General features: G+C 73.5%; 20 protein-coding genes. 14 read left to right on the top strand and 6 right to left on the bottom strand.

Going from position 1 to position 26,070, the window contains the following annotated elements:
- Window positions 1-205: 205 nt before the first annotated feature.
- The 6 genes from ACWGJ5_RS37315 (at window position 206) to ACWGJ5_RS37290 (ending at window position 8,505) form a co-directional block, all read left to right on the top strand.
- Complete coding sequence (locus ACWGJ5_RS37315; protein WP_453314062.1) at window positions 206-1,084, top strand: YhjD/YihY/BrkB family envelope integrity protein; 879 nt, start codon at window positions 206-208, stop codon at window positions 1,082-1,084.
- Between the two features lie 729 nt (window positions 1,085-1,813).
- Window positions 1,814-3,028 (top strand): hypothetical protein, encoded by a 1,215-nt coding sequence (locus tag ACWGJ5_RS37310; protein ID WP_453314061.1) that lies wholly within the window; start codon window positions 1,814-1,816, stop codon window positions 3,026-3,028.
- Window positions 3,029-3,215: 187 nt separating this feature from the next.
- Entirely contained in the window at window positions 3,216-5,885 is a 2,670-nt protein-coding gene (locus ACWGJ5_RS37305) for a LuxR C-terminal-related transcriptional regulator (RefSeq protein WP_453314060.1), read from the top strand.
- Between the two features lie 136 nt (window positions 5,886-6,021).
- Window positions 6,022-7,659, top strand: coding sequence for an MFS transporter (locus tag ACWGJ5_RS37300; RefSeq protein ID WP_453314116.1), 1,638 nt, complete (start codon window positions 6,022-6,024; stop codon window positions 7,657-7,659).
- 17 nt (window positions 7,660-7,676) lie between these two features.
- Window positions 7,677-8,195 carry a hypothetical protein gene (locus ACWGJ5_RS37295; RefSeq protein WP_453314115.1) on the top strand — a complete coding sequence of 173 codons (519 nt, stop codon included), beginning with the start codon at window positions 7,677-7,679 and terminating at the stop codon, window positions 8,193-8,195.
- A gap of 112 nt (window positions 8,196-8,307) precedes the next feature.
- A complete protein-coding gene (locus ACWGJ5_RS37290) occupies window positions 8,308-8,505 on the top strand; it encodes a hypothetical protein (protein WP_228619409.1) in 198 nt (65 codons plus the stop codon).
- A gap of 22 nt (window positions 8,506-8,527) precedes the next feature.
- Here the strand turns inward: ACWGJ5_RS37290 and ACWGJ5_RS37285 are convergent, their stop codons facing one another.
- Window positions 8,528-9,937 carry a DUF2252 domain-containing protein gene (locus ACWGJ5_RS37285; RefSeq protein WP_453314059.1) on the bottom strand — a complete coding sequence of 470 codons (1,410 nt, stop codon included), beginning with the start codon at window positions 9,935-9,937 and terminating at the stop codon, window positions 8,528-8,530.
- 240 nt (window positions 9,938-10,177) lie between these two features.
- Here ACWGJ5_RS37285 and ACWGJ5_RS37280 point away from each other — a divergent pair, with 240 nt between their 5' ends.
- The 3 genes from ACWGJ5_RS37280 (at window position 10,178) to ACWGJ5_RS37270 (ending at window position 11,864) form a co-directional block, all read left to right on the top strand.
- Window positions 10,178-10,825 carry an HdeD family acid-resistance protein gene (locus ACWGJ5_RS37280; RefSeq protein ID WP_453314058.1) on the top strand — a complete coding sequence of 216 codons (648 nt, stop codon included), beginning with the start codon at window positions 10,178-10,180 and terminating at the stop codon, window positions 10,823-10,825.
- Window positions 10,826-10,935: 110 nt separating this feature from the next.
- Window positions 10,936-11,403: an SHOCT domain-containing protein gene (locus ACWGJ5_RS37275; protein ID WP_453314057.1), complete on the top strand. Its 468-nt coding sequence runs from the start codon at window positions 10,936-10,938 to the stop codon at window positions 11,401-11,403.
- Between the two features lie 32 nt (window positions 11,404-11,435).
- Complete coding sequence (locus ACWGJ5_RS37270; RefSeq protein WP_453314056.1) at window positions 11,436-11,864, top strand: DUF7144 family membrane protein; 429 nt, start codon at window positions 11,436-11,438, stop codon at window positions 11,862-11,864.
- A 331-nt stretch (window positions 11,865-12,195) separates the two neighbouring features.
- Here the strand turns inward: ACWGJ5_RS37270 and ACWGJ5_RS37265 are convergent, their stop codons facing one another.
- The 3 genes from ACWGJ5_RS37265 to ACWGJ5_RS37255 all read right to left on the bottom strand — a co-directional run bounded on the left by ACWGJ5_RS37265 (window position 12,196) and on the right by ACWGJ5_RS37255 (window position 16,044).
- Complete coding sequence (locus ACWGJ5_RS37265; RefSeq protein ID WP_453314055.1) at window positions 12,196-13,299, bottom strand: mechanosensitive ion channel family protein; 1,104 nt, start codon at window positions 13,297-13,299, stop codon at window positions 12,196-12,198.
- Between the two features lie 183 nt (window positions 13,300-13,482).
- On the bottom strand, window positions 13,483-15,015 hold the full coding sequence (locus tag ACWGJ5_RS37260; RefSeq protein ID WP_453314054.1) for an amino acid permease: 1,533 nt from the start codon (window positions 15,013-15,015) through the stop codon (window positions 13,483-13,485).
- 42 nt (window positions 15,016-15,057) lie between these two features.
- Window positions 15,058-16,044, bottom strand: coding sequence for a hypothetical protein (locus ACWGJ5_RS37255; RefSeq protein WP_453314053.1), 987 nt, complete (start codon window positions 16,042-16,044; stop codon window positions 15,058-15,060).
- A gap of 248 nt (window positions 16,045-16,292) precedes the next feature.
- On the opposite strand from ACWGJ5_RS37255, the gene ACWGJ5_RS37250 reads away from it, so the two are divergent.
- The 3 genes from ACWGJ5_RS37250 to ACWGJ5_RS37240 are packed head-to-tail and all read left to right on the top strand — an operon-like array spanning window position 16,293 to window position 20,583.
- Window positions 16,293-17,723 carry an FGGY family carbohydrate kinase gene (locus tag ACWGJ5_RS37250; protein ID WP_453314052.1) on the top strand — a complete coding sequence of 477 codons (1,431 nt, stop codon included), beginning with the start codon at window positions 16,293-16,295 and terminating at the stop codon, window positions 17,721-17,723.
- A complete protein-coding gene (locus ACWGJ5_RS37245; RefSeq protein WP_453314051.1) occupies window positions 17,720-19,291 on the top strand; it encodes an FAD-dependent oxidoreductase in 1,572 nt (523 codons plus the stop codon). The genes ACWGJ5_RS37250 and ACWGJ5_RS37245 overlap by 4 nt, the downstream gene beginning before the upstream one ends.
- Window positions 19,288-20,583: an FAD-dependent oxidoreductase gene (locus ACWGJ5_RS37240; RefSeq protein WP_453314050.1), complete on the top strand. Its 1,296-nt coding sequence runs from the start codon at window positions 19,288-19,290 to the stop codon at window positions 20,581-20,583. Before ACWGJ5_RS37245 ends, ACWGJ5_RS37240 begins: the two co-directional genes overlap by 4 nt.
- A 33-nt stretch (window positions 20,584-20,616) precedes the next feature.
- Here the strand turns inward: ACWGJ5_RS37240 and ACWGJ5_RS37235 are convergent, their stop codons facing one another.
- Both ACWGJ5_RS37235 and ACWGJ5_RS37230 read right to left on the bottom strand, forming a co-directional pair.
- Window positions 20,617-21,381 carry a crotonase/enoyl-CoA hydratase family protein gene (locus tag ACWGJ5_RS37235; protein ID WP_453314049.1) on the bottom strand — a complete coding sequence of 255 codons (765 nt, stop codon included), beginning with the start codon at window positions 21,379-21,381 and terminating at the stop codon, window positions 20,617-20,619.
- A 47-nt stretch (window positions 21,382-21,428) separates the two neighbouring features.
- The gene (locus ACWGJ5_RS37230; RefSeq protein WP_453314048.1) at window positions 21,429-22,403 is read right to left on the bottom strand and encodes a lysylphosphatidylglycerol synthase transmembrane domain-containing protein; all 975 of its coding nucleotides are present in this window, start codon (window positions 22,401-22,403) and stop codon (window positions 21,429-21,431) included.
- A gap of 96 nt (window positions 22,404-22,499) precedes the next feature.
- On the opposite strand from ACWGJ5_RS37230, the gene ACWGJ5_RS37225 reads away from it, so the two are divergent.
- The gene (locus ACWGJ5_RS37225) at window positions 22,500-24,386 is read left to right on the top strand and encodes an ABC transporter ATP-binding protein (RefSeq protein ID WP_453314114.1); all 1,887 of its coding nucleotides are present in this window, start codon (window positions 22,500-22,502) and stop codon (window positions 24,384-24,386) included.
- Window positions 24,387-24,687: 301 nt separating this feature from the next.
- On the top strand, window positions 24,688-26,043 hold the full coding sequence (locus tag ACWGJ5_RS37220) for a lectin (RefSeq protein WP_453314047.1): 1,356 nt from the start codon (window positions 24,688-24,690) through the stop codon (window positions 26,041-26,043).
- Window positions 26,044-26,070: the final 27 nt, after the last annotated feature.

Genomic DNA, 26,070 nt, shown 5'->3' with positions numbered 1-26,070 from the left:
CCGCACATCGGGCGGGCGGCGGTGGTGGTGGGCGGCTGCGGGTGGCGAGCGGGGCCGGCGGCTCACCGGACGACTCCGGAAGTGCCGCGGGGCGCCCGGCCCTCCACCCTGGACGCAGCGAAGGGAGCGAGGTCATGCCGACCGTCGGGGTGCCGTCAGCAGGCGGGGAGCGGGCGTACCCGCAGCGTTCCCCCCTGGGGCCCTGATGGCGACGGCAGGACGCGCGCATCGGCTGATCGCCTGGGCGAAATCGGTGCATCAGCGGGCGGAGAGCCGGTTCCCCGTGGTCACGCACGTCGCGGACCGCATGGTGTCCGTGAACATCTTCGATTCCGGTACGCGCATCGCGGCGCAGTGCTTTCTGACGGCGGTCCCGCTGCTGTTCGTCGTCGCGGCGTACGCTCCGGCGGCGGTGCGCCGTGAGCTGGTCGCATCCGTGACAGGGGTCTTCGGGCTGACCGGCGCGGCGCGGGCGCAGCTGGAGCAGCTGCTGCAGCCCACGTCCGACGACCTGAAGCAGACCACGGGCGTGGTGGGCGGACTGATGGTGCTGCTGTCGGCCACCGCTGTCAGCCGGGCGATGCAACGCCTGTGCAAGCGAGCCTGGGAGATCCCGCGCGCCGGCACCCGGATCGCCCCCTGGCGGTGGCTGGCCTGGCTGGGCCTGTGGATCGGTGTCCTGGTGCTCCAGGGCCCGTTGCGTGACGGCTTCGGAGCCGGTGTCTGGCTGGGCATCCCCCTCACCTGGGTCAGCCAGGTGGGCCTGTGGTGGTGGACCCAGCATCTGCTGCTCGGCGGCCTGGTCGGCTGGAAGCCCCTGCTGCCGGCTGCCGTGGTCACGGCGACCGTGCTCACCACGCTGGCGGTGACCGCGCGTCTGTACATGCCTCGGGCCCTCGACCGCGCCCTGGCCAGTTACGGTTCCGTGGGGTCCGTGTTCGTGGTCCTGTCGTGGCTGATCGTGGTGTGCGTCGCCGCGGCCGTCGCCGTCAGCGTGGGCGCCGTACTGGCGCAGGAGCCCTTCCTGGCGGCACGCCTCGGCAGTCCGCCCCCACTGCGCGACCGTCAAGCGGGCGGCCGGTGAAGCCGCGCCGGGGCCGGGGCCGGGTTCGCCCGTCCGGACCGCCCGGCGCGCGGAGCGTCCGTGGGGCTGACCCAATGGTGCTGTCCAGGCAACCACCACGCCGGAGGTTCCATGACCAGGCCGCCCGCCCCGCAGTCACCGGAGCCGGACCCGCACCGGCCGACTGAGGCACACGGGCAGGACCGGGCCGCACGTCCGCTGGATCCGGGCGCGAACCCACAGGGCGGCGAGGCGGATCGGCCGACCCGGGAGGCGCGTCGACCCGACCCGCTCCCGGATCCGCCGGACCGCGCGGGCATGAGCGGCGCTGGGCAGCCGATCTCCAACGGCGGCGGCCGGGCGAGCACCGGCGGCGGTGGGGAGGGAAAGCCGGCCGACGATGCTCAGGCGAGCCCCTCCGGCGGTGGGTTTGGAATGCCGTCCGGTGGCGGGCAGGGAATGCCGCCCGGTGCTGGCCAGCTGGGCCCCTCCGGCGGCGAACAGGGAATGCCGCCCGGTGGTGGCCGGCCGGGCCCCTCCGGAGGAGGGCGGGGGAAGCCGCCCGGCGGTGGTCAAGCAGGACCGTCCGGTGGTGGGCAGGCAGGCCCCTCCGGTGGTGGGCAGGGAGTGCCGGCCGGTGGTGGTGGGCAGGGAGTGCCGGCCGGTGGTGGGCAGGCGGGCCCGCCCGGGGGCCGTTCCGCGGGGGCAGGGTCCGCCGCGGGGCGGATCGCGCGTAACACCGCCTCGGCCGTGCTCATCGTGCTGACCTGCATCCTCGTACCCGTCGCGCTGCTGGCCACCTGGGTGCACGACATCGCGCTCGACACCGACCGCTATGTGGCCACTGTCGAGCCGCTGGCCACCGAACCCGCCGTCCAGGACGCGGCGGTGAACCGGATCACCGACGCCGTCGGCGCCCACGTGGACGGCAAGCGGGTCGCGGGGGACATCGCCTCCTGGCTGCAGTCCCAGGGCCTGCCGCCGATCGCCGCCGACGCGGTCAGCCGGCTCGGACCGCAGATCGACTCCGCCGTGGACTCGGCCGTGACCAAGATCGCCACCCGTGTCGTCCACAGCGACGCGTTCGCGACGGTGTGGCGCCATGCCAACCGCGCCGCCCACAACGCGGTCGTGCACGCGCTGACCGGCAAGGGACGCGGCGCGTTCGGAGTCAGCGACGGCACGGTCACCCTGGACGTCGGTACGGCCGTCGACCGGGTCAAGAAGGAACTGGTCGACGCCGGCCTCAAACCCGCCGAAAAGATCCCGCAGGTGAACAAGCAACTCGTGCTGTTCCACTCCGACCAGCTCGCCAAGTTCCGCAAGGGCGCCCGCCTCCTCGACATCGTCGGGAACTGGTTCCCCGTGATCGTCGTGCTCCTCGGCGCCGCCGGGGTGTTCCTGGCCCACCACCGGCGCCGGGCCCTGGCGCGCACCGCGCTGGGCGCCGCCTTCGCCTGCCTGGTCGTGGCCATCGGCCTGGTCGTGGCGCGGACCTACTACCTCGACCACCTGCCGCCCCAGGTGCAGTCCAAGGCCGCCGCCGGGGCCGTCTTCGACACCCTGCTCCGCTTCCTGAGGGTCAGCCTGCGTACGGCCGTCGTCCTCGGCGTGGTCATCGCGCTGGGTGCCTACTTCGTCGGGCCGGGACGGCTGCCCGTGGCCGTCCGGGGCTACTCCGACCACACGGCGGACTCCGCGGCGCGCTGGGCGGCCGGCCATCACGTCGGCGCCGGGCGCGTCGGCGCGTGGGCGCTGGCCTACCGCCGGGCCGTCACGCTCCTCGTCCTGTTGATCATCGCGCTCGTCTTCGCGCTCTGGAACCATCCGACCGTGCTCACCGTCCTGTTGCTGGTCCTCGTGCTGCTCGGCGTCCTGGCCCTGCTCGCCCTGCTGGCGGCCGCCGGGCGCGTCCAGTTGAACGCGGCACGCGGGGAGCCGCGGCCGGCCGGGGACGAGCGCTGACAGAGGCATTCCACGGAGCCGGCCCACGCGCGCCCCCGGCGCGAGCACCCGGCCTGCGGGGACATGTGAGCTGCGGGGATCCATGGATGGGCCGACCGGCCCTGTCCGACCTGCGCGGGGGCCGAAAAACTGGGATCCTGAGCGGGTGGAGCCCGCTCCGCAAGCCCGACGACAGGGCGGTGACCCTGTGACCACGCGGCAGAAGACCCCGAGGCGATCGGCCGTCGCACACGTCGATCCGCTGGGCGAACCCTTTCTCCGGACCCGGTTCGCCCTGCCGGCCAGGCCGGCCGTGTTCCTGCGCCGCCCGCGGCTCGACGAACACCTCGACCAGGCCTTCGGAACACCGCTGACGATGGTCAACGGCTCGGCCGGCGCGGGCAAGACCCTGCTGGTCGCGGACTGGGCCGCCCGGCAGCGGCAACCGGTCGCCTGGTTCACCACGGAGGCGGGGGACCAGGGCTGCGGAGTGTTCTGGGCGTATGTGCTCGAGGCCCTGCGCGCCGCCGGAGTACCGCTGCCCTCCGACATCGGTTGCCCCGGCGACGCGAGCCGCGTGGACCACGGGCTGCTCTCCCGTCTCGCGCACGAACTGAACGGGCTGGAGCGGCCCGTCATCCTCGTGCTGGACGAGTTCGACCGGGTGACCTCCGCACGGATCGCGGAACAGCTGGAGTTCGTCCTGCACCACGCCGGACGGGGGCTGCTCCTGGTCGTCGTCACCCGCACCGAGCCGCTGCTGCCGCTGCACCGCTACCGGGCGGCCGGGGCCATGACCGAGATCCGGGGCGCCGAGCTGGCCTTCACCGTCGAGGAGGCCGCCGCGCTCCTGGAACTGCACGGACTGCGCCTTCCCACGGCCGCCGTCCGCGCACTGGTGGAGCGCACCGGGGGCTGGGCCGCCGGGCTGCGCCTGTGCGCCCTGGCCGCCCGGCAGAGCCCGGACCCGTCGGCGTATCTGCGGGACTTCGAGGCGGGCCGGAGCACGATCGCCGACTTCCTGCTCACGGAGGTGCTCAAACGTCAGCCGGTACGGGTGCAGGACCTCCTGCTGCGGGTCAGCGTCGTGGAGCGCTTCTCCCCCGAACTGGTCGCGGAGCTGACCGGCCGCGGCGGCACCGAGCCGATCCTCGCCGCACTGCACAGCCAGAACGCGTTCGTGGAGGACCTCGGGCACTCCTGGTACCGCCTGCACCCCCTCTTCGGTGAAATACTCCGGGCACACCTGCGGTTCCGTTCGCCGGGACTGGAGACCGAACTGCACCGCCGTGCCGCGCAGTGGCTGCACGCCTCCGGCGCGCTGCCCGAGGCGCTGGCGCACGGCGCGGCCGCCGGCGACTGGAACTTCACCACCCGGACCCTCGTCGACGACCTGGCGATCGGCCAGCTCTTCACCGGCCTGCGCGCGAACGACCTCACCGAGCTGTTCTCCCGGATGGGCCCCGAGGCCACGAGCGCGGCCGCGGACCTGGTGCGCGCCGCGCGCGAACTGTCCCGGGGCGACGTGGAACGCGGCCTGATCCAGTTGCGCCGGGCCGAGGAGCGCCTGGATGCCCGGCCGGACGCCGCGACCCGGCTGAGCCTTGTGCTGCTGCAGTCCCTGGCGGCCCGGCTGACCGGCTCGCCCGGCATGGCCGAGCAGGCCGTGGCGACGGCGGAGCGACTGTGGGGCGAGGTCCCTGCCGAGTTGCTGGACAGCCACCCCGAGTTCAGCGCCCTGCTGCTGACCCACGTGGGGTCGGCCCGGCTGTGGGCCGGGCGCTTCGACGACGCGCGCGCCGCCCTGTCCACGGTGGCCGGATGCCCCGGCGGCGTCTCGACGGCGCTGCCACGCGAGGACTCCCTCGGCCAGCTCGCGCTGATCGACTACCTGAACGGCTGGCTCTGCCGGGCGGAACGCAAGGCCCAGGCGGCCCTCAGGGAGACGGAGCGCTTCGGCCTGCGCGACCCCGGCTTCCCCGGTGCGGGCCTCGGGCAGCTGGTGCTGGCGGCCGTGGCCGTCGACCGCGACGAACTGCGGGCGGCCCGGGCCCTGTTGGACGAGGCGGCGGCGGCCTCGGGCGTCCCGCGAGATCCGGTGACGGCCGCCGGCCGCTCCCTCGCGACGTCCCGGCTGCTGCTGTCGCGGGGGGAGCCACGGGCCGCCGCGGCGGCGGCCGACCTCGACGTGCGGGCCCTGGTCGACTCCCCGTGGGCAGAGGTCCAGACGGCGCTCGTCGCCTCCGCCGCCCATCTGGCCGAGGGCCGCACGGACAGTGCCCTGAAGGTGCTCGACGACCTCTCCTCGGACGGTGAGCCCGCGTGGGCGGCGGAGCTGGCCTGGGCCCGGTTCGCCGCGGGGAACCAGGAAACCGCGCTCGAACTGCTCGACAGCATACGGACGCACCGGCACACCGGCCCGAGGGCGGCCGTCCAGTGCGCGCTGGTGCGTGCCGGGGCCGCCCAGGAGACGGACGTCGCCGCCGCGCGCAAACTGCTCGCCGGCGCCTTGCTGCAGGCCCGGCGGGAGCGGCTGCGGCGCCCCTTCCTCGAAGCCGGACCGCGCATCCGGCACCTGCTGGACTCGCCTCCTCTGCAGGATCTGGCCGCGGGCTGGCTCACCTCGGGCCACCCCGCCCCGCCCGGCGGCCCGGGGGCGGCCGGAGACGGCTCCTGCCTGGTCGTCGAGGAGCTGAGCGGACGCGAGCGCGAGGTCGTGGGCAGGCTGGCCGAGCTGATGTCCACGGAGGAGATCGCCGCCGACCTGTACGTCTCGGTCAACACGGTGAAGACCCACCTCAAGAGCGCCTACCGGAAACTCGGGGTGAACGGGCGCGCCGAGGCGGTGCGCCGGGCCCGTGACCAAGGGCTGATCTGACCCCTGCCCGGCCGGTTCGCCCGTGACGGGTGAGGCGCGGACACGGCAGCCCCCGCTGCGATGAGGGTGGCGGCCGGGCAGGCCGGGGCGGTCGCCACGGGACCGCGCGAGCGGCCGGGAGCACCCGGGCGAGGTGGTGGACACCGTGGGACATTGGCGCGCTCTGATGGTGCTCGGCACGGCCCAGTTCCTGATGGTCCTGGACACGTCCGTCATGAACGTCTCCATCAGCCAACTGGTCGAGGACTTCCACACCGAGGTCACCGCCATCCAGGCCGTCATCACGCTGTACGCGCTGGTCATGGCCGCGTTCATGATCGTCGGCGGCAGGCTCGGCGACATCCACGGCCGCCGTCGGCTGTTCCTGCTGGGCCTGATCGTCTACGGCACCGGTTCGGCCCTCACCGCCCTGGCGCCCACCCTGTGGGTGCTCGCCCTGGGCTGGTCGGTGATCGAGGGGCTCGGCGCCGCGATGGTGCTGCCCGCCATGGCGGCCCTGGTCGCCGAGTCCTACCGGGGCAGGGACCGGGCCGTCGCCTACGGCGTGATCGGCGGACTGGCGGGTGCCGGCATCGCCGTGGGTCCGCTGCTGGGCGGCTGGGTGACGACGTATCTGACCTGGCGGCTGGTCTTCGCGGGCGAGGTCGTGGTGGTCCTCGTCGTCCTGTTGTGCCATCGGGTCATCAAGGAGGCCCCGCGGACCGGACCGCCGCCCCGGCTGGACGCGGTCGGCGCGGTCCTCTCGGCGGGCGGACTCGGGCTGGGCGTGCTCGGCGTGCTGCAGAGCAGCACCTGGGGCTGGGTCCAGCCGCGCAACCCGCCCTTCACCGTCCTCGGCTTCGCGCCCACCCTCTTCGTCGTCGCCGCCGGGGTGGCCGTACTGGCCCTGTTCGTGCGCTGGGACCGCGGGCGGGAGGCCGCGGGCGCCGACCCCCTGGTGCACCTGTCCCTGTTCGGTGTGCCGCCCCTGCGCTCCGGCCTGCTCACCCTGCTGAGCCAGAACCTGATCCTGCTGGGCCTGTTCTTCACCATCCCGCTGTACCTGCAGGTGGTGCAGGGCTTCGACGCCTTCCAGACGGGGCTCAGGCTGCTTCCGGTGTCCGTGACCATGCTCGTCACCTCCCTCGGCGCGGCCCGGGCGGGCCGCGCCATCGGGCCGCGCCGGGTCGTCCGGATCGGCTTGCTGACGCTGGCCGCGGCCATCGTGTGGCTGCTCGCCACCATCGAACCGCAGATCGACGACGCCCAGTTCGCCGGCGCCATGGCGGTGCTCGGCATCGGCATGGGGCTGCTCGCCTCCCAACTGGGCAACGTCGTCCAGTCCAGCGTCGGCGAGGCGGAACGCAGCGAGGTCGGCGGCCTGCAGTTCACCGCGCAGAACCTCGGCTCGGCGCTGGGTACCGCGCTCATCGGTTCGGTGCTCATCGGCGCGCTGGTGAGCGCGTTCAGCACGGAGGTGGAGAGCAACCCCCAGCTGTCGGCCCAGGCCCGGCAGCAGACCAGCGTCCACCTGGAGGCCGGGGTCAGCTTCGTGCCCACCGATCAGGTGCGCTCGGCCGCCCAGCACGCCGGACTGCCGCCGTCCGAGGTCGACGCCCTCACCGGCTCGTACGCCTCGGCACAGCTCGACGGCCTGAAGTCGGCGATCCTCGCCACCGGCGGCATCACCCTGGCGAGCTTCCTCGTCACCCGGCACCTGCCGACCGCGTCCGGCCGCCGCCCGCAGCCGTCGCAGGGTGGCGCACCGGCCGGCGTCGCCGGCGCCAGGGAGTGAGCGTGAAGGCCACGGCGATGTCCTCGACCGGCGGCACCACGGCACGGGTACGCCGTACCGAGCGACGCGCCCACGCCGACTACACCGGTGCGGTGTACGGATCGATGCTGGCGGCGTCGGTGGTGATCGGTGCCGGCGGCCTGGGACATTTTCCCCGCCTGCAACTGGTGATGCTGCTGTTGCTCACCAGCCTCGTCTTCTGGGTCGGCCACGTCCACGCCCAGCTGTTCGGGGCCCGGCTCGCGCAACGGGCACTGGACCGGCCGACGGTCCTGCGGGTGTGCCGCGAGGAGTGGCCGATCGTCGAGGCGGCCGTCCCGCCCGCCCTCGCCGTCGCCCTCAGCCCGCTGCTCGGCCTGGACGTCGCCGGCGCGGTCTGGCTGGCGGTCGCCGTCGCGGTGGCCGGCCAGGTGGGCTGGTCCGCGGCAGGCGCACGGCAGGCGGGAGCGTCGTGGCGCCTGGTGGCGGGCACCGCCGCGGTCAATCTGCTGCTCGGCCTGGCGATCATCATGTTCAAGATCGCGCTGAGCCACTGAAGCCCGGCGCCCCGGATCACCTGTGCCGGGTGAGGCCCGACGCGGCCGGGCGGAGCAGGATCGCAGCAAGTCCGCAGGAAGACCGCAGCGGCCCGCGGCGGGAGTACGGCCCATGCGCTACGAGATCCGCGTCGATGGACACATGTCGGAGACCCTCACCGAGGCCTTCCCGGAGTTGGATCACGTGAAGATGTCCGGTCAGACGGTGCTGTTCGGCCCCGTCGTCGACGAGGCACACCTGTACGGGCTGCTGAACCGCTGCCAGTCGCTCGGCCTGCGGGTCGTGGAGATGCGGCAGCTGCCGGAGTGAGCGCCGCTCACCGCACGGTCTCTCAGCGGTCGGCCGTCACGATCCGCCCCGAGCGTGCGGCCTCGCCCAGTGCCTCGAAGTCCCGCTCGTTGCGGTCCGCGTAGGCCTGCGCGAACCGGGCCAGCGCACGGTCGAAGCGGTCCTTGTCCCCGAGGTAGGCGGAGATGGCGACGGGATCGCCGGACCGGGCGTGGGCCCGGGCCAGGGACGCCCCGCACGTCCGGGCGAACAGCCGCAGCAGATCCGGGTCGCAGTTCTCCGGCCGGAAGCTGCCCTTCCAGTCCCACAACTGCCGTACGTAGAAGTCCCGGCCGCGCCCGTCGAAACCCACGACGTGCGTCCACCCCAGGAGGATGTCACCGGCCGCCTGGAGCAGCCGCTGCCCGTTCACCACCCTGCGGCCCTGGTTGTCGTACCGTTCGCCGCCGGAGTGCGCCGCCAGCACCGACTCCTGTGCCTCCTTGGCCTGCAGCAGCAGCGGATCGTCGTCGTCGCGGCCGAGCAGCAGCAGGACCCAGCACCGGGTGCCGACGCTGCCGACCCCGACCACCTTCCGGGCCATGTCCACCAGCCGGAAGTGACGCAGCAGGTGCCGCCGGTCCGGCGGCAGGGTTCGCGCGTACGCCTCCAGCAGGGTCTGGAGCTCCTTGTCCTCCTCCCCGCGGGAGGACTCGCCGCGCAGCTCGCACAGCGGGGTGATCAGCGGCGGGTCCGGCGCGATCCGCCGGCCCTCCGGCGTGAGCCGGGTGAGCTTGGCGTACGCCCGCAGATGTGTCCGGGCACGGGCGCGCGAGGCCGCCTCGGCCGTACGACGCCTGGTCTCCCTGCCCATCGAGGAGGCCAGCAACTCGCGCATCGCGTCGGCGTCGTCCTGGGCGTACCAGACGTCCAGGGTGCGCATGCCGGCGAACTCCCGCATCCGCTCCCGGTACGCCCGTACGCAGGTGCCCGCCGCGTCGTTCTGCTCCCGCTGCGTGAAGCCGTTGGCCCGCCCCGCGATGACGAAACTCGCCGCCAGCCGTTTCACGTCCCATTCGAACGGACCCGGGAACGTCTCGTCGAAGTCGTTGATGTCGAAGACCAGATGACGTTCGGGAGAGGCCAGCAACCCGAAGTTCAGCAACTGCGCGTCCCCGCACAACTGGACCTGGAGCCCGGTGTCCGGCAGCGTGCCCAGGTCCGTCGCCATGACCGCCGCCGCACCACGGTAGAAGCGGAACGGGGACGCGAGCATGCGGCCGTAGCGGATCGGCACCAACTCCGGCAGCCGGTCGGCCGCTTGGTGCTCCAGTACGTCGACGACGTCCGGCCGGTGCGGCGCGGGTTCGAACTCCCCGTGGCCCGTGCGCGGGGCGCGCCTGCGGGCCTGCCTGCCGTGGGCCGCCCGGTCGGCCGGTGACGACGAGACGGTGACGGCACTGGGTGCGGCCATGGTCCACTCTCCTGGTCCTGCGGCCCGTCGTCCGCCGCCGGAACCGGGCTCGCGCGGGGCGCAGGAACACGGGCTGTGCACCCGTCGGGTCCACCCCACCGCCCGGGCCGGGCGGAAGGATCACCCGCGGCGGGTGATCCGGCGTGGCGGCCGCACCGGGCAGGCTGTCCGCTCGAGGGGCCGCGGGCCGCCTTGCCGACAGTCCGTGAGCGGCCTGATCCCATCGCGCGAGGAGGAGCCATGACCGAACCGCGTGGACAGGCGCAGCGGGCCGGACTGTCGTATCTGCCCGGCGAGGCGGCCACCGGCCCCGCACAGGCCATGACGGCGATCGCCCGCTCCTGGACCTGGATCCTCGGGGCGGCGATCGTGACGCTCGTACCGGGGGTGCTGATCCTCGTCTGGCCGGACGAGACACTGCACGTCCTCGCCGTGCTCATCGGCCTCTACCTGCTGCTCATCGGCGCGATGCGGTTCGGGACGGCGTTCGCGCGGGAGGATCACGCAGACCGCCTCACAGTTCTGCTGGTCGCGGTGCTGTACGTCCTGGCGGGCGTGCTCTGCCTGCGCCATCCGCTGCAGACCATCACCGCGCTGTCGCTGATCGTCGGGCTCGTGTGGCTGGCGTCCGGCGTCCTCACCCTCTACCCGGCGATCGCCGCCAAAGACCTGCCGCACCGCGGGGTCGTCCTGGGCGCCGCGCTGCTCGGCATCGTCGCCGGGATCGTGGTGCTGGCGCTGCCCGCGGAGTCGGCGCGGGCGCTGACCCGGCTGCTCGGTCTCTGGCTCGTGCTGCTGGGCCTGGCCGAACTGGTGACCGCCTTCGCGTGGCGGGCCGCGCTGCGCCGGAGCGGCATGCCGCCGGGCGTACCCGACTCCGCGGACTGATCCCCGGCACGATCACCCGCATCGGGTGAGGACGCCCTCGCCTCGTCGTGTGCACGGTGAGAACGGCAGAGACCGGCTCGGCGAGCCGGTGCCCCGGACGGAGGAAAGACATGAGCGCGCAGACATATCTCGCGTACGACTACCCGGTGCTGGGTGCCTTCATGACCATGCTGGTGTTCTTCCTGTGGATCATGTGGTTCGTCCTGCTGTTCCGGGTCATCGTCGACATCTTCCGCGACGACGACATGGGCGGCTGGGGCAAGGCCGGCTGGACGTTCTTCGTGATCGCGCTGCCCTTCCTGGGCGTCTTCGTCTACCTGATCGCCCGCGGCAAGGGCATGGGGCGGCGGGAAGTGGCGCAGGCGCGCGCCCAGCAGGAGGCCTTCGACTCCTACGTGCGGCAGACCGCGCAGGGTGCGACCGGCACCAGCAGCGCCGACGAGCTCACCAAGCTCTCCGCCATGCGCTCCCGGGGTGAGATCACCGACGACGAGTTCCGCAGGGCGAAGGAGCTGGTCCTCAGCGGTGCCGGCCCGGCCCGGAGCGGCGACACCGTACACACCTCCACCGGGCGCTGAGTGGCGCCCACGAGAACGAATCGAGGCCACCCATGACCACGACCCCCTCCCGCGCCCACACCCGCAGCACCAAGCAGGCATGGGCGGGCGGCCTGACGTCCTTCGCGGGCGTCATGCTGATGATCGCCGGGCTGCTCGGCGTGTTCCGGGGCATCATGGCGATCGCCCAGGACAACGTCTTCGTCACGACGCCCAACTACGTCTTCAAGTTCGACCTGACGAGCTGGGGATGGATCCATCTGGTCCTGGGCGCGATCGCCGTGGTCGTCAGCTTCGGCCTGTTCGGACCGTCGATGTGGGCACGCGTCGCCGGAGTTGCCATCGCCGGCCTGGTGATCATCGCCAACTTCCTGTCCCTGCCGTACTACCCGGTGTGGTCCGTCGTGATGATCGCCGTCTCCGGCTTCGTCATCTGGGCCCTGTGCGTGGTCCAGGGCCAGGAATCCGCCAAGAGCCCGTAGCCGCACCGCGGCTCCAGCGCCGTCCGGCACGACCGCCGACCGGCGGTGCACCCCGCGCTTCGACCCGCCCGGCGTCCACGCCTCGCTGCTGGACGGCGAACGTGAGGTGACCGCCGGTCGGCGACGTCACCGCCCGCCCTGTCCCTCCCCGACGCTGCCGAGGAGGCGGGGTGTGTCGGCGCTTCCGGCTGTCTGTCCCGGCCGCGCGCCCGGAGTACGCCCACGGCATCGCTGCCGCTGCGGCCGCCGGCCCTTGCCGGAGCGTCACCGCGCGGGGCCGAGCGGGTGTGTCGTGCCGTCGGCAGGGCCGCCCCCGGCAGCGCCCGGTTGTTCAGCGGAGGTGTTGGTCGTCCCGGGCGGGGCCCGGGACGGCCGTCTCCCCGGTGCGCTGCTGCGGGATCACCGCCGCACCCTGCTGGAGGGTCACCGTGCGGGTGGGGGCGGGGATGCTGATGCCCTCTGCGCGGTAGCGGCGGTGGAGGCGCTTGATGAACTCGTGCTTGATGCGGTACTGGTCGCTGAACTCGCCGACGCCGAGGATCACCGTGAAGCCGATGCGGGAGTCGCCGAAGGTGTGGAAGCGGATGGCGGGCTCGTGTTCCGGGACCGCGCCCTCGACCTCACGCATGGTCTCCGCGACGACCTCCGCGGTCACGCGCTCCACGTGCTCCAGGTCGGCGTCGTAGCCCACCCCGACCTGCACCGGCACCGTCAACCGCTGCTCGGGATGCGTGTAGTTGGTCATGTTGGCCTTGGCGAGCTGGCCGTTGGGGATGACCACCAGGTTGTTGGACAGCTGGCGGACCGTCGTCTGGCGCCAGTTGATGTCGACGACGTAGCCCTCCTCGCCGCTGCCGAGCCGGATGTAGTCGCCCGGCTGGACCGTCTTGGAGGCCAGGATGTGGATGCCCGCGAAGAGGTTGGCGAGGGTGTCCTGCAGGGCGAGTGCGACTGCCAGACCGCCGACACCCAGGGCGGTCAGCAGGGGCGCGATGGAGATGCCGAGGGTCTGCAGGACCACCAGGAAGCCGATGGCGAGGACCAGAACCCGGGTGATGTTGACGAAGATGGTCGCCGAGCCCGCCACGCCCGAGCGGGACTGGGTGACCGTGCTGACCAGACCCGCGATCACCCGGGCCGCGGACAGGGTCACCACGAAGATCAGCCACACCTCCAGGAGCTGGTTGGTGTGGTGGTGCACGGTCCGCGTGAGCGGCAGCACGGCCGCGGCCGCCGCTGCACCGCCCGCGATCGCCGCCCACGGCACGACCGAGCGCAGCGCGTCCACGATGACGTCGTCGCCGCTCCAGCGGGTCCGCTTGGCGTGCCCCGCCAGCCAGCGCAGCAGGGTGCGGGACATGAGGGCGAGCACCAGGCCCGCCGCCACCGCGATACCGGCGAGGACGAGGTCGTCCAGGGTCAGCGCGCGGTTCACCGGTCACCTCCGGTGCGCGCGCCTGCTGCGGAGTTGTGAAGTCTCGTCACGTTGTCACCTGCTCGATGTGCGGGATGTGCGATCGCGCCGGCCGGAGAAACCCCGGTGACCGGCGCGATCGCTCATCCTGCCGTATCCGGAACGCCGGTTCGCACCCGGACCGGCGCTCTTCGGGCAGGTGGCTCAGACGATGCCCTCCGCGAGCTCGGCCTGGTCGCGGTCGCTGCCGTACGCGGCGGCGGTGGGCGTGCCGTACGAGCGGCGGGCGATGTACCACCAGATGGTCGCGAGGACCAGGACGACGGCGAGCGCCACCGACGCGTAGTTCATCGTGTCGACGGTGACCGGCGAGGCCTGCGGCAGGCAGAACAGCACGGTCACACAGGCCACCCAGATCACCGCGATCCAGCCGATCGGCCGGCTCCAGCGGCCCAGCTGCCACGGCCCCGGCCGGAAACGGTCGCCCGCGCGCAGCCGCAGCAGCACCGGGATGGCGTAGGCGGGGGTGATGCCGATGACGTTGATGGCGGTCACCGCGTTGTACGCCGTCGCCGAGTACAGCGACGGCAGGGCGAGGACACCCGCCACGACGACGGACAGCCACACGGCGGCGACCGGTGTCTGGGTGCGGCCGCTCACCTTGCGCCACAGCTGCGAGCCGGGCAGCGCGCCGTCGCGGCTGAACGCGAACACCATCCGGCTGGCCGCTGCGACCTCGGCGTTGCCGCAGAACAGCTGGGCGACGATCACCACCAGCAGCAGCGCGCTCGCGCCGCCGGTGCCCAGGCCGTCGAGCAGGATCTGCGCGGGCGGCACACCCGTGGCGGTGTTGCGCGTGGCGTCGTAGTCCTGGATGGCGAAGGTCAGACCGGCGAGCAGCACGAAGCCGGCGATCCAGGACGCCCAGATGGACCGCACGATGCCGCGCGCCGCGGACACCGAGGCCTGCGAGGTCTCCTCCGACAGGTGCGCGGAGGCGTCGTAGCCGGAGAACGTGTACTGGGCGAGCAGCAGGCCGATCGCCGCCACGTAGAGCGGGTTGTGCCAGCCGGTCTCGTTGACGAACTTCGTGAACACGAAGGACACCGACCGGTGGTGGTCGGGGACGATCGCGAGCGCGCCGACGATGAGCGCGACACCCGCCAGATGCCACCACACACTCACCGAGTTCAGCAGGCTGACCAGACGGACACCGAACAGGTTCAGCACCGCGTGCAGCAGCAGGATGGCGCAGAAGATGAGCATCGTCTTGCCGGGCGTCGGCGTGAAGCCCCACTGGAGGTTCGCGAACGCGCCGGTGAACAGGGCGGCGCCGTAGTCGATACCGGCGATCGCGCCGAGCAGACCGAGCAGATTCAGCCAGCCCGTGTACCAGCCCCAGCGTCGGCCGCCGAGCCGGTCCGCCATGTAGTACAGCGCGCCGGAGGTCGGGTAGGCGCTGGTGACCTCGGCGAGCGCGAGGCCGACGCACAGCACGAACAGGCCGACGCCCGCCCAGCCCCACAGCATCACGGCCGGGCCGCCGGTGTTCAGGCCGAAGCCGTACAGGGTCATGCAGCCGGACAGGACCGAGATCACCGAGAAGCTGATCGCGAAGTTGCCGAAGCCGCCCATGCGGCGGGCCAGCACCGGCCGGTAGCCGAGTTCGCGCAGCCGCTGCTCCTCGTCCTGCTGGCGCAGGCCCGGCGAGGGCATGGGCTCGGGGGTGGGGGACATGCGGGGGACCTCCGGGTCAAGAGGGGTGAGGACAGGGGCCGTTCAGGTGCGCGAGCCGTCCGCGGCCGCCCGGCAGCGGTCCCGGGCCTGGGTGAAGACCTCCACGGCACGGTCGCGGTCGGGCGTGCGGTACATCCAGGGCGGGGGTGTGAAGTACGGTCCGATGGCGTCGAACACCCTTGCCGCGTCGGGGAACCGGAGCGACCCCCACAGGGCGTGGGCCAGGTGGTTGAGGTCCGGCAGCGAGCACTCGTCGCGCCGGGTGTGCTCGAACCAGGAGCGCAGGGCGTGCCGCGCCTCGCGGGCCGCGTCCTCCGCCACCCAGTGCAGGTCGAGCGCCGCGTCGTGCCCGCTGTCGCGCCGGTAGCGCTCGACACGGACGTACAGCGGCAGCAGGTGCAGCGCCGAGCCGGGCGGCGCCTGCCCGGCGGCCCACTGGGCGAAGCCCGCGGCCTGTGCGAGCCGGCCCGAGCCGCCACGCACGTACAGGAACTGGAGCATCCGGTGGTGGGCCTCGCGGTTGTACGGATCGCGCGCGTGGGCCTCCGCCAGCAGCCCCCAGGGTCCCGGCGGCAGCATCGGCTCGGGCGCGGGCACCCGGTGCTCCTCCCAGCGCTGCTCCGGATCCAGCTGGGCCAGCGCCAGCAGACACACCCAGGGCACCGGGTCCCGCGGGGCTACCCCGGCGGCGGACTGGGCGGCGTCCCAGGCCTCGATCCACAACTCGTGGGTACGGCGGTGCTTCTCGCGCCGGGCGCGCAGTGCCCGTTCCACCCCGACCCGCGCCCGCATCACCGCGGCGTGGACGCTGTCCGGCTCCTCCGTGAGCCAGGCGCGCACCACGTCGGTGCCGGCGGCGGCCGCCGCGAGGACCTGGGTGCGCTGGGTCCACCGCCCTCCGGGTGGGGTGTCCGCGAGCAGCGTGCGCATGGCCATCCAGCGGCCGGTGCGCAGGTCCTGGAGTGCGGAGCGCAGGGCGTGGTCGGGGCCGGCGGGATCGTAGGAGGGACGGGGTCCTTCTCTGGCCATCAGCCGACTGCCCCGGGCCACTGGGGCGCGGGTGAGCTGGCGGGGTGGCGTGGCAACAGCCCTCCTGCGGGCGGACGGAGGTGTGGGGCGCTGGTCGGCGGTCACTATAGAGGCGTGGGTTCCGCCGTGCCATTGTTACCAACTCAACCAAGCATTCGGCCAGTTGGCGGTCGAGGGGCGCTTGACGCCGTCCCGGGGCGGCGGCAGGCTGGCGCGGTGATCTTCGGTGCGGAGCGGGGTAAGGCGCGATGACGGGTCCGGTGCTCGCCGTCGACCAGGGCACGTCCGGCACCAAGGCCCTCGTGGTCTGTCCGGAGCGCGGCGTACTCGGCTCCGGGTTCGCGGAGGTCCGCCCCCGGTACCTGCCCGGCGGGCTCGTCGAGGCCGACCCGGCCGAGCTGTACGACTCCGTGGTCGACGCCGGCCGGCAGGCGCTCGCCGAGGCCGGCGAGGACGTCGTGGCGCTGGGCCTGGCCAACCAGGGCGAGACCGTCCTCGCCTGGGACCCGTCCGACGGCCGCCCGCTCACCGACGCCCTGGTGTGGCAGGACCGGCGCGCCGAGACCGTGTGCACCGAACTCGCCGGGCACGCCGAGGAGTTGCGTGAACTGACGGGGCTGCCCCTCGACCCGTACTTCGCCGCCCCCAAGATGGCCTGGATCCGCCGCCACCTCACCCGCGAGGGCGCCGTCACCACCTCCGACGCCTGGCTGGTCCACCGCCTCACCGGCGCCTTCGCCACCGACGCCGCCACCGCCGGCCGTACCCAGCTCCTCGACCTGGACCGCACGCAGTGGTCGCCGAGGGCGCTGGAGATGTACGGCCTCGCGGACGAACGGCTCCCGCACCCGGCCGACAACGCCCAACACATCGGCACGACAACGGCGTTCGGCCGCGAGATCCCGCTCACCGGACTGATCGTCGACCAGCAGGCCGCCCTGCTCGCCCAGCGCGTCACCGCACCCGGCACCGCCAAGTGCACCTACGGGACCGGCGCGTTCCTGCTCGCGCACACCGGCGACCGGCCCCGGCGCGGCACCTCCGGCCTGGTGAGCTGCGTGGCCTGGCGGCTGGCCGGCGCGACCAGCTACTGCCTCGACGGCCAGGTCTACACCGCGGCCTCCGCCGTCCGCTGGCTCCGCGACCTCGGGGTCATCTCCTGCGCAGCCGACCTCGATCCCGTCGGCGGCGCCGTCCCCGACAGCGGCGGCGTCACCTTCGTCCCCGCCCTCGCCGGACTCGCCGCCCCCTGGTGGCGCGGCGACCTGCGCGGCTCGCTCACCGGACTCGGCCTCGACACCGGCCCCGGCCATCTGGTGCGCGCCCTGTGCGAAGGCATCGCCGCCCAGGTCGCCGAACTCGCCGACGCGGCCGCCGCCGACCTCGGTGGCCCGCTCGACACGCTCCGCGTCGACGGCGGCCTGACCCGCTCGGCCCTGCTCATGCAGACGCAGGCCGACCTGCTGCAGCGCCCCGTCGAGGTCTCGGCGCTGCCCGACGCCACCGCACTCGGCGCGGCCGCCCTCGCCCGCCTGGGCGCGGACCGTACCCTGGGCGTCGCACAGGCCCTGCCCGACTGGAAGCCCGCCGCCGTGTACGAACCCCGCATCACCGCCGACCAGGCCGCCGAACGCCGCGCCGGCTTCCGGGCCGCCGTCGCGGCACTGCTCGGCTCATGACCGTCACCGCGGAAGGCCCGCTGCCCACGACGTCGTACGACGTCGCGATCGTCGGCGCCGGGGTCGTCGGCTGCGCCATCGCCCGGGAACTCGCGCGCCACCCCCGCCTGCGCGTCGCCCTGGTCGAGGCCCAGGACGACATCGGGCAGGGCACCTCCAAGGCCAACACGGCGATCCTGCACACCGGTTTCGACGCGGCCCCCGGCACCCTGGAGGCCCGGCTGGTCCGCGAGGGCTACGACCGGCTCGGCGCCTACGCGGCCGACTGCGGCATCCCCGTCGAACGCGTCGGCGCCCTGCTGGTCGCCTGGGACGAGGAGCAGCTCGCCGCCCTGCCCCGGCTGGCCGGGAAGGCCGAGCGCAACGGCTGCCACGAGACGCGCCTGCTCGGCCCCGACGAGCTGTACGCCCGCGAGCCCCACCTCGGCCCCGGCGCGCTCGGCGCCCTGCACGTGCCCGGCGAGAGCATCATCTGCCCCTGGACGACGACCCTGGCCTACGCCACCCAGGCGGTCCGCGCCGGAGTGGACCTGCACCTGAACACCGAGGTGGAGCAAGCCGGCTGGCGGGACGGCCACCGCCTGCTCACCTCCCGTGGGACCCTGCACGCCCGTCACCTGGTCAACGTGGCCGGACTGCACGCCGACACCGTCGACCGGCTGCTCGGCCACGAGGACTTCACGGTCACCCCGCGCCGCGGCCAGCTCCTCGTGTACGACAAGTTCGCCCGCCCGCTTCTCCGGCACATCCTGCTGCCCGTACCGACCGCGCTCGGCAAGGGCGTCCTGGTCGCGCCGACGGTCTACGGCAACGTGCTGCTCGGCCCGACCGCCGAGGACCTGGACGACAAGCGGGCCACCGGCTCCACCACCGACGGCCTGGCCGGACTGCGGTCCAAGGGCCGCCGCATCCTGCCGGCCCTCCTGGACGAGGAGGTCACCGCCGTCTACGCCGGGCTGCGCGCGGCCACCGGGCAGGAGGACTATCGCATCGCCGCCCACCCCGAGCAGGCGTACGTCACCGTCGGCGGCATCCGCTCCACCGGCCTGACCGCGTCCCTGGCCATCGCCGACCATGTCGTCGGCCTGCTGGCCGGGACCGGACTCGACCTCGGCCCGGTGCGCGAGCCGGAGCCGGTGACCGTGCCCGACCTCGGCGAGGCCTTCCCGCGCCCCTACCAGCGGCCCGAACTCATCGCCGCCGACCCCGAGTACGGCACCCTCGTGTGCCACTGCGAGCGCGTATCCCGCGGCGAGATCCGGGACGCCCTCGCCGGAACGATCCCGCCCCGCACCCTGGAGGGCCTGCGCCGCCGCACCCGGGCCCGGGCAGGCCGCTGCCAGGGCTTCTACTGCGGGGCGACGGTACGGGAGCTGTTCGAACGGGGCCGTGCGGAGGGCGAGGGGGCGACACGGAAGCCGGCGGGCGAGGAGACGGTGCGGCGGGAGGTCTCCGCCGGGGAGCGGGAGTGGGGGCAGGAGCCGGCCGGTGAGGGGGCGGTGCGGCGGGAGCCGTGTGCTGGGGAGCGGGAGTGGCGACGGGAGCGGTTCGGCAGGGGGCGGTCATGACGGACCATCGCCGGGTCGACGTCCTCGTCGTCGGTGCCGGCCCCGCCGGACTCGCTGCCGCCGCACGGCTGGCCGCCGCCGGGGCGGGGCACGCGGAGGTGCTGGAGCGGGAGACCGAGGCGGGCGGAGTCCCGCGGCACTGCGCCCACGGCGGCTTCGGCACGTGGACGCATCCGCTGACCGGCCCCGCCTACGCCCGCCTTCTGACACGGGCCGCCGTGCGGGCGGGAGCGGTGGTCCGAACCGGGGTGACGGTCCTGGACTGGGCGGCCGCAGAGCTGCCGGCGTCCGGGGACGCCCCGGACCCGGGGCCGGCCGCAGCGTCCGAGGCGGGGCCGGGCACCGTACTCACCGCCGTCGGACCCGGTGGGCCGGAGATCATTGAGGCGCGGGCCGTCGTGCTGGCCACCGGTGCCCGTGAACGCCCGCGCACCGCCCGGCTGGTGCCCGGCACCCGTCCCGCCGGTGTCTACACCACCGGTGAACTCCAGCAGGCCGTCCACCTGTTCGGGCAGTACATCGGCACCCGCGCGGTCGTCGTCGGCGCCGAGGACGTCTCGTACGCGGCGGCCGCCACCGTGTGCGCGGCCGGCGCGGAGGTCGTCGCCCTGGTCACGGAACACCCGCGGGCCCAGACCGGACGGGCGCGCGCCCAGGCTGCCCGCCTGCGCGACCGCATTCCGCTGCTGACGCACACCACGGTCGCCGAACTCCTCGGCCACGGCCGTCTGTCCGGGGTCCGCGTCCGCCGAAGCGACGGGCGTACGGCCGTTCTGGCCTGCGACACCGTCGTCTTCACGGGCGACTTCGTCCCCGATCACGAACTCGCCCGCCGCGGCGCCCTCGCCCTGGATCCCGGCACCCGCGGCCCAGCCGTCGACGGCGGCCTGCACACCTCGCGCCCCGGAGTCTTCGCCGCCGGCAACGTCCTGCACGCCGTCGAGCGCGCCGGCACCGCGGCCGCCGAGGGTGCTCGGGTGGCCGGTACCGTGCTGGACTTCCTGGCGGGTGCCCCCTGGCCGGGCCCGGGAGTCCCGCTCGTCGTCGAGGCCCCGCTGCGCTGGATCGCCCCGAACCGCGTCAACCCCGTCGATCCGCCCGCCCGTTACGTCCTGCGCACCAACGCCCCGCTGACCCGCCCGGTCCTCCGGGTCCACCAGGACGGCCGCCTCCTGCACCGTGCGCGCCCGGGCCTCGGCACCGCACTGCCCAACCACACCCTGACCCTCACGGCCCGCTGGACGGGCCGGGTCGACCCGAAGGGCGGAGAGGTGCGGGTGAGCGTGGGCTGAGCGGGCCGGCTTGCCGGTGCCGTGCGCGACCCGTCATAGATCGGTGAACGAACCGTGCCGCCCGGATCCTGACGCGAACCGGGCCGCGCCCTCCGCGCTGTGGGCCAACACGCCCATGCCGTAGCGGAGTTCACTCCGCAACGCCGCCTCCTCGTCCAGCCCCTCCTGGTCGAGGACCGACACGCGGTCGCTGCGCAGGCACGCCTGCGGGAAGCGGGCCATGTCCGCGGCCAGCGCCTCGGCCTCGGCGCGGGCGCGTCCCGTCGGCACCACGCGGTTGGCGAGCCCGATCTCATAGGCCTCACGGGCCGGTACGGGACGGCCGGTGAGGATCATGTCCATGGCCCGGCTGGTGCCGATCAGCCGGGGCAGCCGTACCGTGCCGCCGTCGATCAGCGGCACGCCCCAGCGGCGGCAGTACACCCCGAACACGGCGTCCTCCTCCGCGACCCGCAGATCGCACCAGAGGGCGAGTTCGAGGCCGCCCGCGACCGCGTGCCCGGCCACCGCCGCGATCACGGGCTTCGACAGCCGCATCCGGGTCGGCCCCATCGGGCCGTCACCGTCCTCGGCCACACGGTTGCCGCGCTCGCTGCCGATCGCCTTCAGGTCCGCCCCCGCGCAGAACGTGCCGCCCTCACCCCAGAGCACCGCGACCCGGGCCCGGTCGTCCGCCTCGAACTCCCGGAAGGCGTCGGCGAGTCCGGCGGCCGTGGGACCGTCCACCGCGTTGCGGGCCGCCGGCCGGGAGAGGACGACCGTGGTGACGTACTCCGTGCGCTCCACGCGGACCGGCATGGGAGGTTCTCCTTGTTCCGGTTTCTGGTTCGGAAGGCCACTCTGCCTCAGATGACCTTGAACCGTACCAGCGCACCCAGCGTCAGCGCCCCCGGCAGCAGCGGCACCCACACGGTGATGATGCGGTAGGCGAGCACCACCGCCGTGGCCACCGCGGCCGGACCGCCCACGGCGACCAGGGCCACGATCAGGGCGGCCTCGACCGAGCCGAGCCCGCCCGGTGTGGGCACCAGCGCCACCGCGACGGTCGCCGCGAGGTAGGCGAGCGCCATGTGCGCCACCGGCACCGGCAGCCTGAGCGCCTGGCCGACCGCGGCGAGACCGGCCGCCTGCAGTGCGGGGAACGCCAGCGAGCCGCCCCACAGCGCCAGGGCGCGGGCCGGCCGGGTGTGCACCGAACGGGCCTCGCCGAGGGCGTCCCGGACGAAGGCGCACAAGCGGGTGCGCAGCGGTCGTACGAGGGCCACCGCGGCCGCCGCCACCACCAGCAGGCCGCCCGCGCCCAGCAGCAGCGGCAGGGCCGAACCGTCCGGCAGCAGGGGGCCGAGCTGCAGCGCGTCGGGGAAGGCCAGCAGCAGCACGGACAGCAGACCGAGCCGGCCGACGGACTCGGCCAGCAGATACAGGGCGAGCGCGGCCGAGGAGCGGGCGAGCGGCACCCCGCACACGGTCATGAAGCGCAGGTTCACCGCGCCCGCGCCCAGCCCGGTGGGCAGCAGGTGGTTGGCCGAGGCCGCCGCGAACTGGGTGGCCAGCAGCCGCCCCTTGGGCAGCGGCTGCACCACCGCGCCCTGGCGGGTGAACGCGGCGGCCACCCAGGTCAGACAGGTGGCGCCGGCCGCCGCGAGCAGCCACGGCCAGGAGGCGCTGCGCAGCTGGCCGAAGCCCTCGGCGAGCAGGGAGCGGTTCCGCACGGCGACCACGGCGACGAGCAGGAGCGGCACCAGGCACAGCACCTGGCGGACGGGGACGCGACGGGGGAGTCGTCCCCGGGGAGGCGGGGACAGCGGGACGGCAGTCACATCCGCAGAGGTTCTCCGGGCCGTCCCAACGGCGGGTGAAAAGGCGGGAACATTGACCTCAACGAGGCTTGAGGTTCTACGTTCTCTTCCATGAGCATGGAGACCACCGCATGGATGCAGCTGCATAGTGTCATGAACGCGCAGGACGAGCGCCGGCCGTTCGCCCGCGCCACGCTGCGCCGTATCGCCGCCTTCGCCCGCCCCCGCCGCGCGGGCATCGTCCGGTTCGTGGTGCTCGGGGTGGTGACCGCGCTGCTCGCCGTGGCCACCCCCGTGCTCGCCGGCCGCGTCGTCGACGCGATCGTGGCGGGGCACGACTCCGGCACGGTGGTCCGGCTGTCCCTGCTCATCGCGCTCGTCGCCCTCGCGGAGGCGGGGCTCGGCATCCTCGGCCGGCGCCTTTCGGCGACGCTCGGAGAGGGACTCATCCTCGACCTCAGAACGGCTGTGTTCGATCATGTGCAGCGCATGCCCGTCGCGTTCTTCACACGGACTCGTACGGGAGCGCTGGTCAGCCGACTCAACAACGACGTGATCGGCGCCCAGCGGGCGTTCGCCAACACCCTGTCCGGCGTGGTCAGCAACCTGGTCACCCTGCTGCTCACCCTCGCGGTCATGCTCACCCTGTCCTGGCAGATCACCCTGCTCGCGCTGGTGCTGCTGCCGGTGTTCGTGCTGCCGGCCCGCCGCATGGGCACCCGGATGGCCCGCATGCAGCGCGAGGCGGCGGCGCTGAACGCGGCCATGGGCACCCGGATGACCGAGCGCTTCTCCGCGCCCGGAGCCACCCTGGTCAAGCTGTTCGGCCGCCCGGAGGAGGAGTCGGCGGAATTCGCGGCCCGCGCCGCGAGGGTGCGGGACATCGGTGTGCGCACGGCCACGGCCCAGTCGGTGTTCATCACCTCCCTCACCCTGGTCTCCTCCCTCGCGCTGGCCCTCGTCTACGGCCTCGGCGGCTGGTTCGCGCTGGACGGCACCCTGCAGGCGGGCGCGGTCGTCTCCCTCGCCCTGCTGCTGACCCGCCTGTACGCCCCGCTCACCGCGCTCGCCGGCGCCCGGGTCGAGGTGATGAGCGCGCTCGTCAGCTTCGAGCGGGTCTTCGAGGTGCTGGACCTTCAGCCGCTGATCGAGGAAAAGCCGGACGCCCGGGACGTCCCCGAGGGACCGGTCGCCGTCGAGTTCGACGCCGTCCGCTTCTCCTACCCCGCCGCCGACCAGGTCTCCCTCGCCTCCCTGGAGGAGGTCGCCGCCCTCGACACCCGCGGCGGCTCCGAGGTCCTGCACGGCATCTCCTTCCGCGCCGAACCCGGCCGGACCGTCGCCCTCGTCGGCTCCTCCGGCGCCGGCAAGTCCACCATCGCCCAGCTGCTGCCGCGCCTGTACGACGTCGACGCGGGCGCCGTCCGCATCGGCGGCGTCGACGTCCGCGACCTGACGGCCGCCTCCCTGCGCGGCACGCTCGGCATGGTCACCCAGGACGGCCACCTCTTCCACGACACGGTGCGCGCCAACCTCCTCCTCGCCCGCCCCGACGCCACGGACGAGGAGCTCTGGGCCGCCCTCGGCCGCGCCCGGCTGGCCGACGTCGTACGGTCCCTGCCCGACGGCCTGGACACGGTGGTCGGTGAGCGCGGCTACCGGCTCTCCGGCGGCGAGCGCCAGCGGATGACCATCGCCCGGCTGCTGCTGGCCCGCCAGCGCGTGGTCATCCTGGACGAGGCCACCGCCCACCTGGACAACACCTCCGAGGCGGCCGTCCAGGAGGCCCTCACCGAGGCCCTGGAGGGCCGCACCGCCGTGGTCATCGCCCACCGCCTGTCCACGGTCCGGGCCGCCGACCTGATCCTCGTCGTGGAGTCCGGCCTGATCGTGGAGCGCGGCACGCACGAGGAACTGCTGGCGGGGGAGGGCCGGTACGCGGAGCTGTACCGGACCCAGTTCGCGGGTCGTGCGGAGCCGGACGCCGAAGTGGCGGTCGGTTGAGTCTGCCCTCCAGGCCGCTGCAGACCTCGGTGGTGCCGCAGAAGGCGCCACCTAGACGGCCGGCCACCGCCCCGGACCTCGTCGATCTTCCGCGGATCGACGGGGTCGCGCGCCAACCGGCCCTGACGTAGGGCGAGATGGGCGACACGGCGGCCCACGGTGGTGAACGTCTGTCACATCACTTGACGCCAGTGGTCCGTACCTTTAGTTTCACGCCTTAAACAAAGCCTGCGGACGCCTCAACGCCCATTCTTCCCACTGGCGTTGGGCCGCACCCCCCACACGAAGGGCCGCCCCTCGCATGGCCAGACCTCTGCCCGCGGCAGTCTCCGTCGCCGTACTCGCGCTCTCCACCGGACTGCTCACCGCTTCCCCGGCGCAGGCCGCCACCGGCGCCATCACCGGGCTCGCCGGCAAGTGCCTCGACGTCGCCGGGGCCAACTCGGCCGACGGCACCCCCGTCCAGCTCTACGACTGCAACGGCACGAACGCCCAGCAGTGGACGGTCGGCACCGACGGCACCATCCGCGCCCTCGGCAAGTGCCTGGACGTGACCGGCAATTCGACCGCCGACGGCGCCAAGGTGCAGCTGTGGAGCTGTACCGGCGGCGCCAACCAGAAGTGGACCGTCACCGCAGCCCACGACATCGTCAACCCCCAGGCGAACAAGTGCCTGGACGTCACCGACAACAACTCCGCCAACGGCACCCGGACACAGATCTGGAGCTGCAGCGGCGGCGCCAACCAGAAGTGGAACGCGCCCGCGGCCGGCGACAGCACCCCCACCGCGCCGATGGCCGTCGCGCCGTACCTCTACAACGGCTGGGGCAGCCCGCCCGACCCGACCACCATCACCCAGGCCACCGGCGTGCAGTGGTTCACCCTCGCCTTCGTGCTCAGCAACGGCTACTGCAACCCGCAGTGGGACGGCAGCCGCCCGCTGACCGGCGGGGTCGACCAGCAGACGGTCAACACCGTGCGGGCGGGCGGCGGAGACGTGATCCCGTCCTTCGGCGGCTACAGCGGCAACAAGCTGGAGAGCTCCTGCTCCAGCGCCGGTGAACTCGCCGGCGCCTACCAGAAGGTCATCAACGCCTACGGCCTGAAGGCGATCGACATCGACATCGAGGCCGACGCCTACAGCAACGCCACCGTGCAGCAGCGCACCGTGGACGCGCTGAAGACCGTCAAGGCCGGCAACCCGGGTCTGAAGGTGTACATCACCATCGGCACCGGGCAGAGCGGCCCCGACACCAGCCTCATCAACCGGGCCGCGTCCTCCGGGCTGACCGTGGACGCCTGGGCCATCATGCCGTTCGACTTCGGCGGCGCCGGGCAGAACATGGGCAACCTGACCACCCAGGCGGCCGAGGGACTCAAGACCGCGCTGAAGAACGCGTACGGCTACAGCGACGACCAGGCCTACCGGGACATGGGCATCTCGTCCATGAACGGGGTCACCGACAACAACGAGACCGTCACGGTGAACGACTTCCGGACCATCCTGGCCTACGCGCAGGCGCACCACCTCGCCCGGCTCACCTTCTGGTCCGCCAACCGCGACCGGCCGTGCACCGGCGGCCCCGCCGACAGCTGCTCCGGCGTCGCCCAGTCCGACTGGGACTACACCCGCGTCTTCGCCGCCTACACCGGCTGACCCCGCCACCCCCCACCAGGAGAACCC

It is taken from the genome of Streptomyces sp. NPDC054783 (assembly GCF_053611725.1).
Note: the sequence above shows the minus strand (reverse complement) of the source record. Positions and strands in the feature narration are given on the sequence as shown.

Excerpts from the sequence above, each read along its gene's own strand:
- ACWGJ5_RS37225 (WP_453314114.1), top strand. The coding sequence starts at position 22,500 with ATGGAGACCACCGCATGGATGCAGCTGCATAGTGTCATGAACGCGCAG.
- ACWGJ5_RS37315 (WP_453314062.1), top strand. The coding sequence starts at position 206 with ATGGCGACGGCAGGACGCGCGCATCGGCTGATCGCCTGGGCGAAATCG.
- ACWGJ5_RS37245 (WP_453314051.1), top strand. The coding sequence starts at position 17,720 with ATGACCGTCACCGCGGAAGGCCCGCTGCCCACGACGTCGTACGACGTC.
- ACWGJ5_RS37235 (WP_453314049.1), bottom strand. The coding sequence starts at position 21,381 with ATGCCGGTCCGCGTGGAGCGCACGGAGTACGTCACCACGGTCGTCCTC.
- ACWGJ5_RS37280 (WP_453314058.1), top strand. The coding sequence starts at position 10,178 with ATGACCGAACCGCGTGGACAGGCGCAGCGGGCCGGACTGTCGTATCTG.
- ACWGJ5_RS37270 (WP_453314056.1), top strand. The coding sequence starts at position 11,436 with ATGACCACGACCCCCTCCCGCGCCCACACCCGCAGCACCAAGCAGGCA.
- ACWGJ5_RS37285 (WP_453314059.1), bottom strand. The coding sequence starts at position 9,937 with ATGGCCGCACCCAGTGCCGTCACCGTCTCGTCGTCACCGGCCGACCGG.
- ACWGJ5_RS37220 (WP_453314047.1), top strand. The coding sequence starts at position 24,688 with ATGGCCAGACCTCTGCCCGCGGCAGTCTCCGTCGCCGTACTCGCGCTC.
- ACWGJ5_RS37260 (WP_453314054.1), bottom strand. The coding sequence starts at position 15,015 with ATGTCCCCCACCCCCGAGCCCATGCCCTCGCCGGGCCTGCGCCAGCAG.
- ACWGJ5_RS37250 (WP_453314052.1), top strand. The coding sequence starts at position 16,293 with ATGACGGGTCCGGTGCTCGCCGTCGACCAGGGCACGTCCGGCACCAAG.
- ACWGJ5_RS37290 (WP_228619409.1), top strand. The coding sequence starts at position 8,308 with ATGCGCTACGAGATCCGCGTCGATGGACACATGTCGGAGACCCTCACC.
- ACWGJ5_RS37295 (WP_453314115.1), top strand. The coding sequence starts at position 7,677 with ATGTCCTCGACCGGCGGCACCACGGCACGGGTACGCCGTACCGAGCGA.
- ACWGJ5_RS37275 (WP_453314057.1), top strand. The coding sequence starts at position 10,936 with ATGAGCGCGCAGACATATCTCGCGTACGACTACCCGGTGCTGGGTGCC.
- ACWGJ5_RS37240 (WP_453314050.1), top strand. The coding sequence starts at position 19,288 with ATGACGGACCATCGCCGGGTCGACGTCCTCGTCGTCGGTGCCGGCCCC.
- ACWGJ5_RS37255 (WP_453314053.1), bottom strand. The coding sequence starts at position 16,044 with ATGGCCAGAGAAGGACCCCGTCCCTCCTACGATCCCGCCGGCCCCGAC.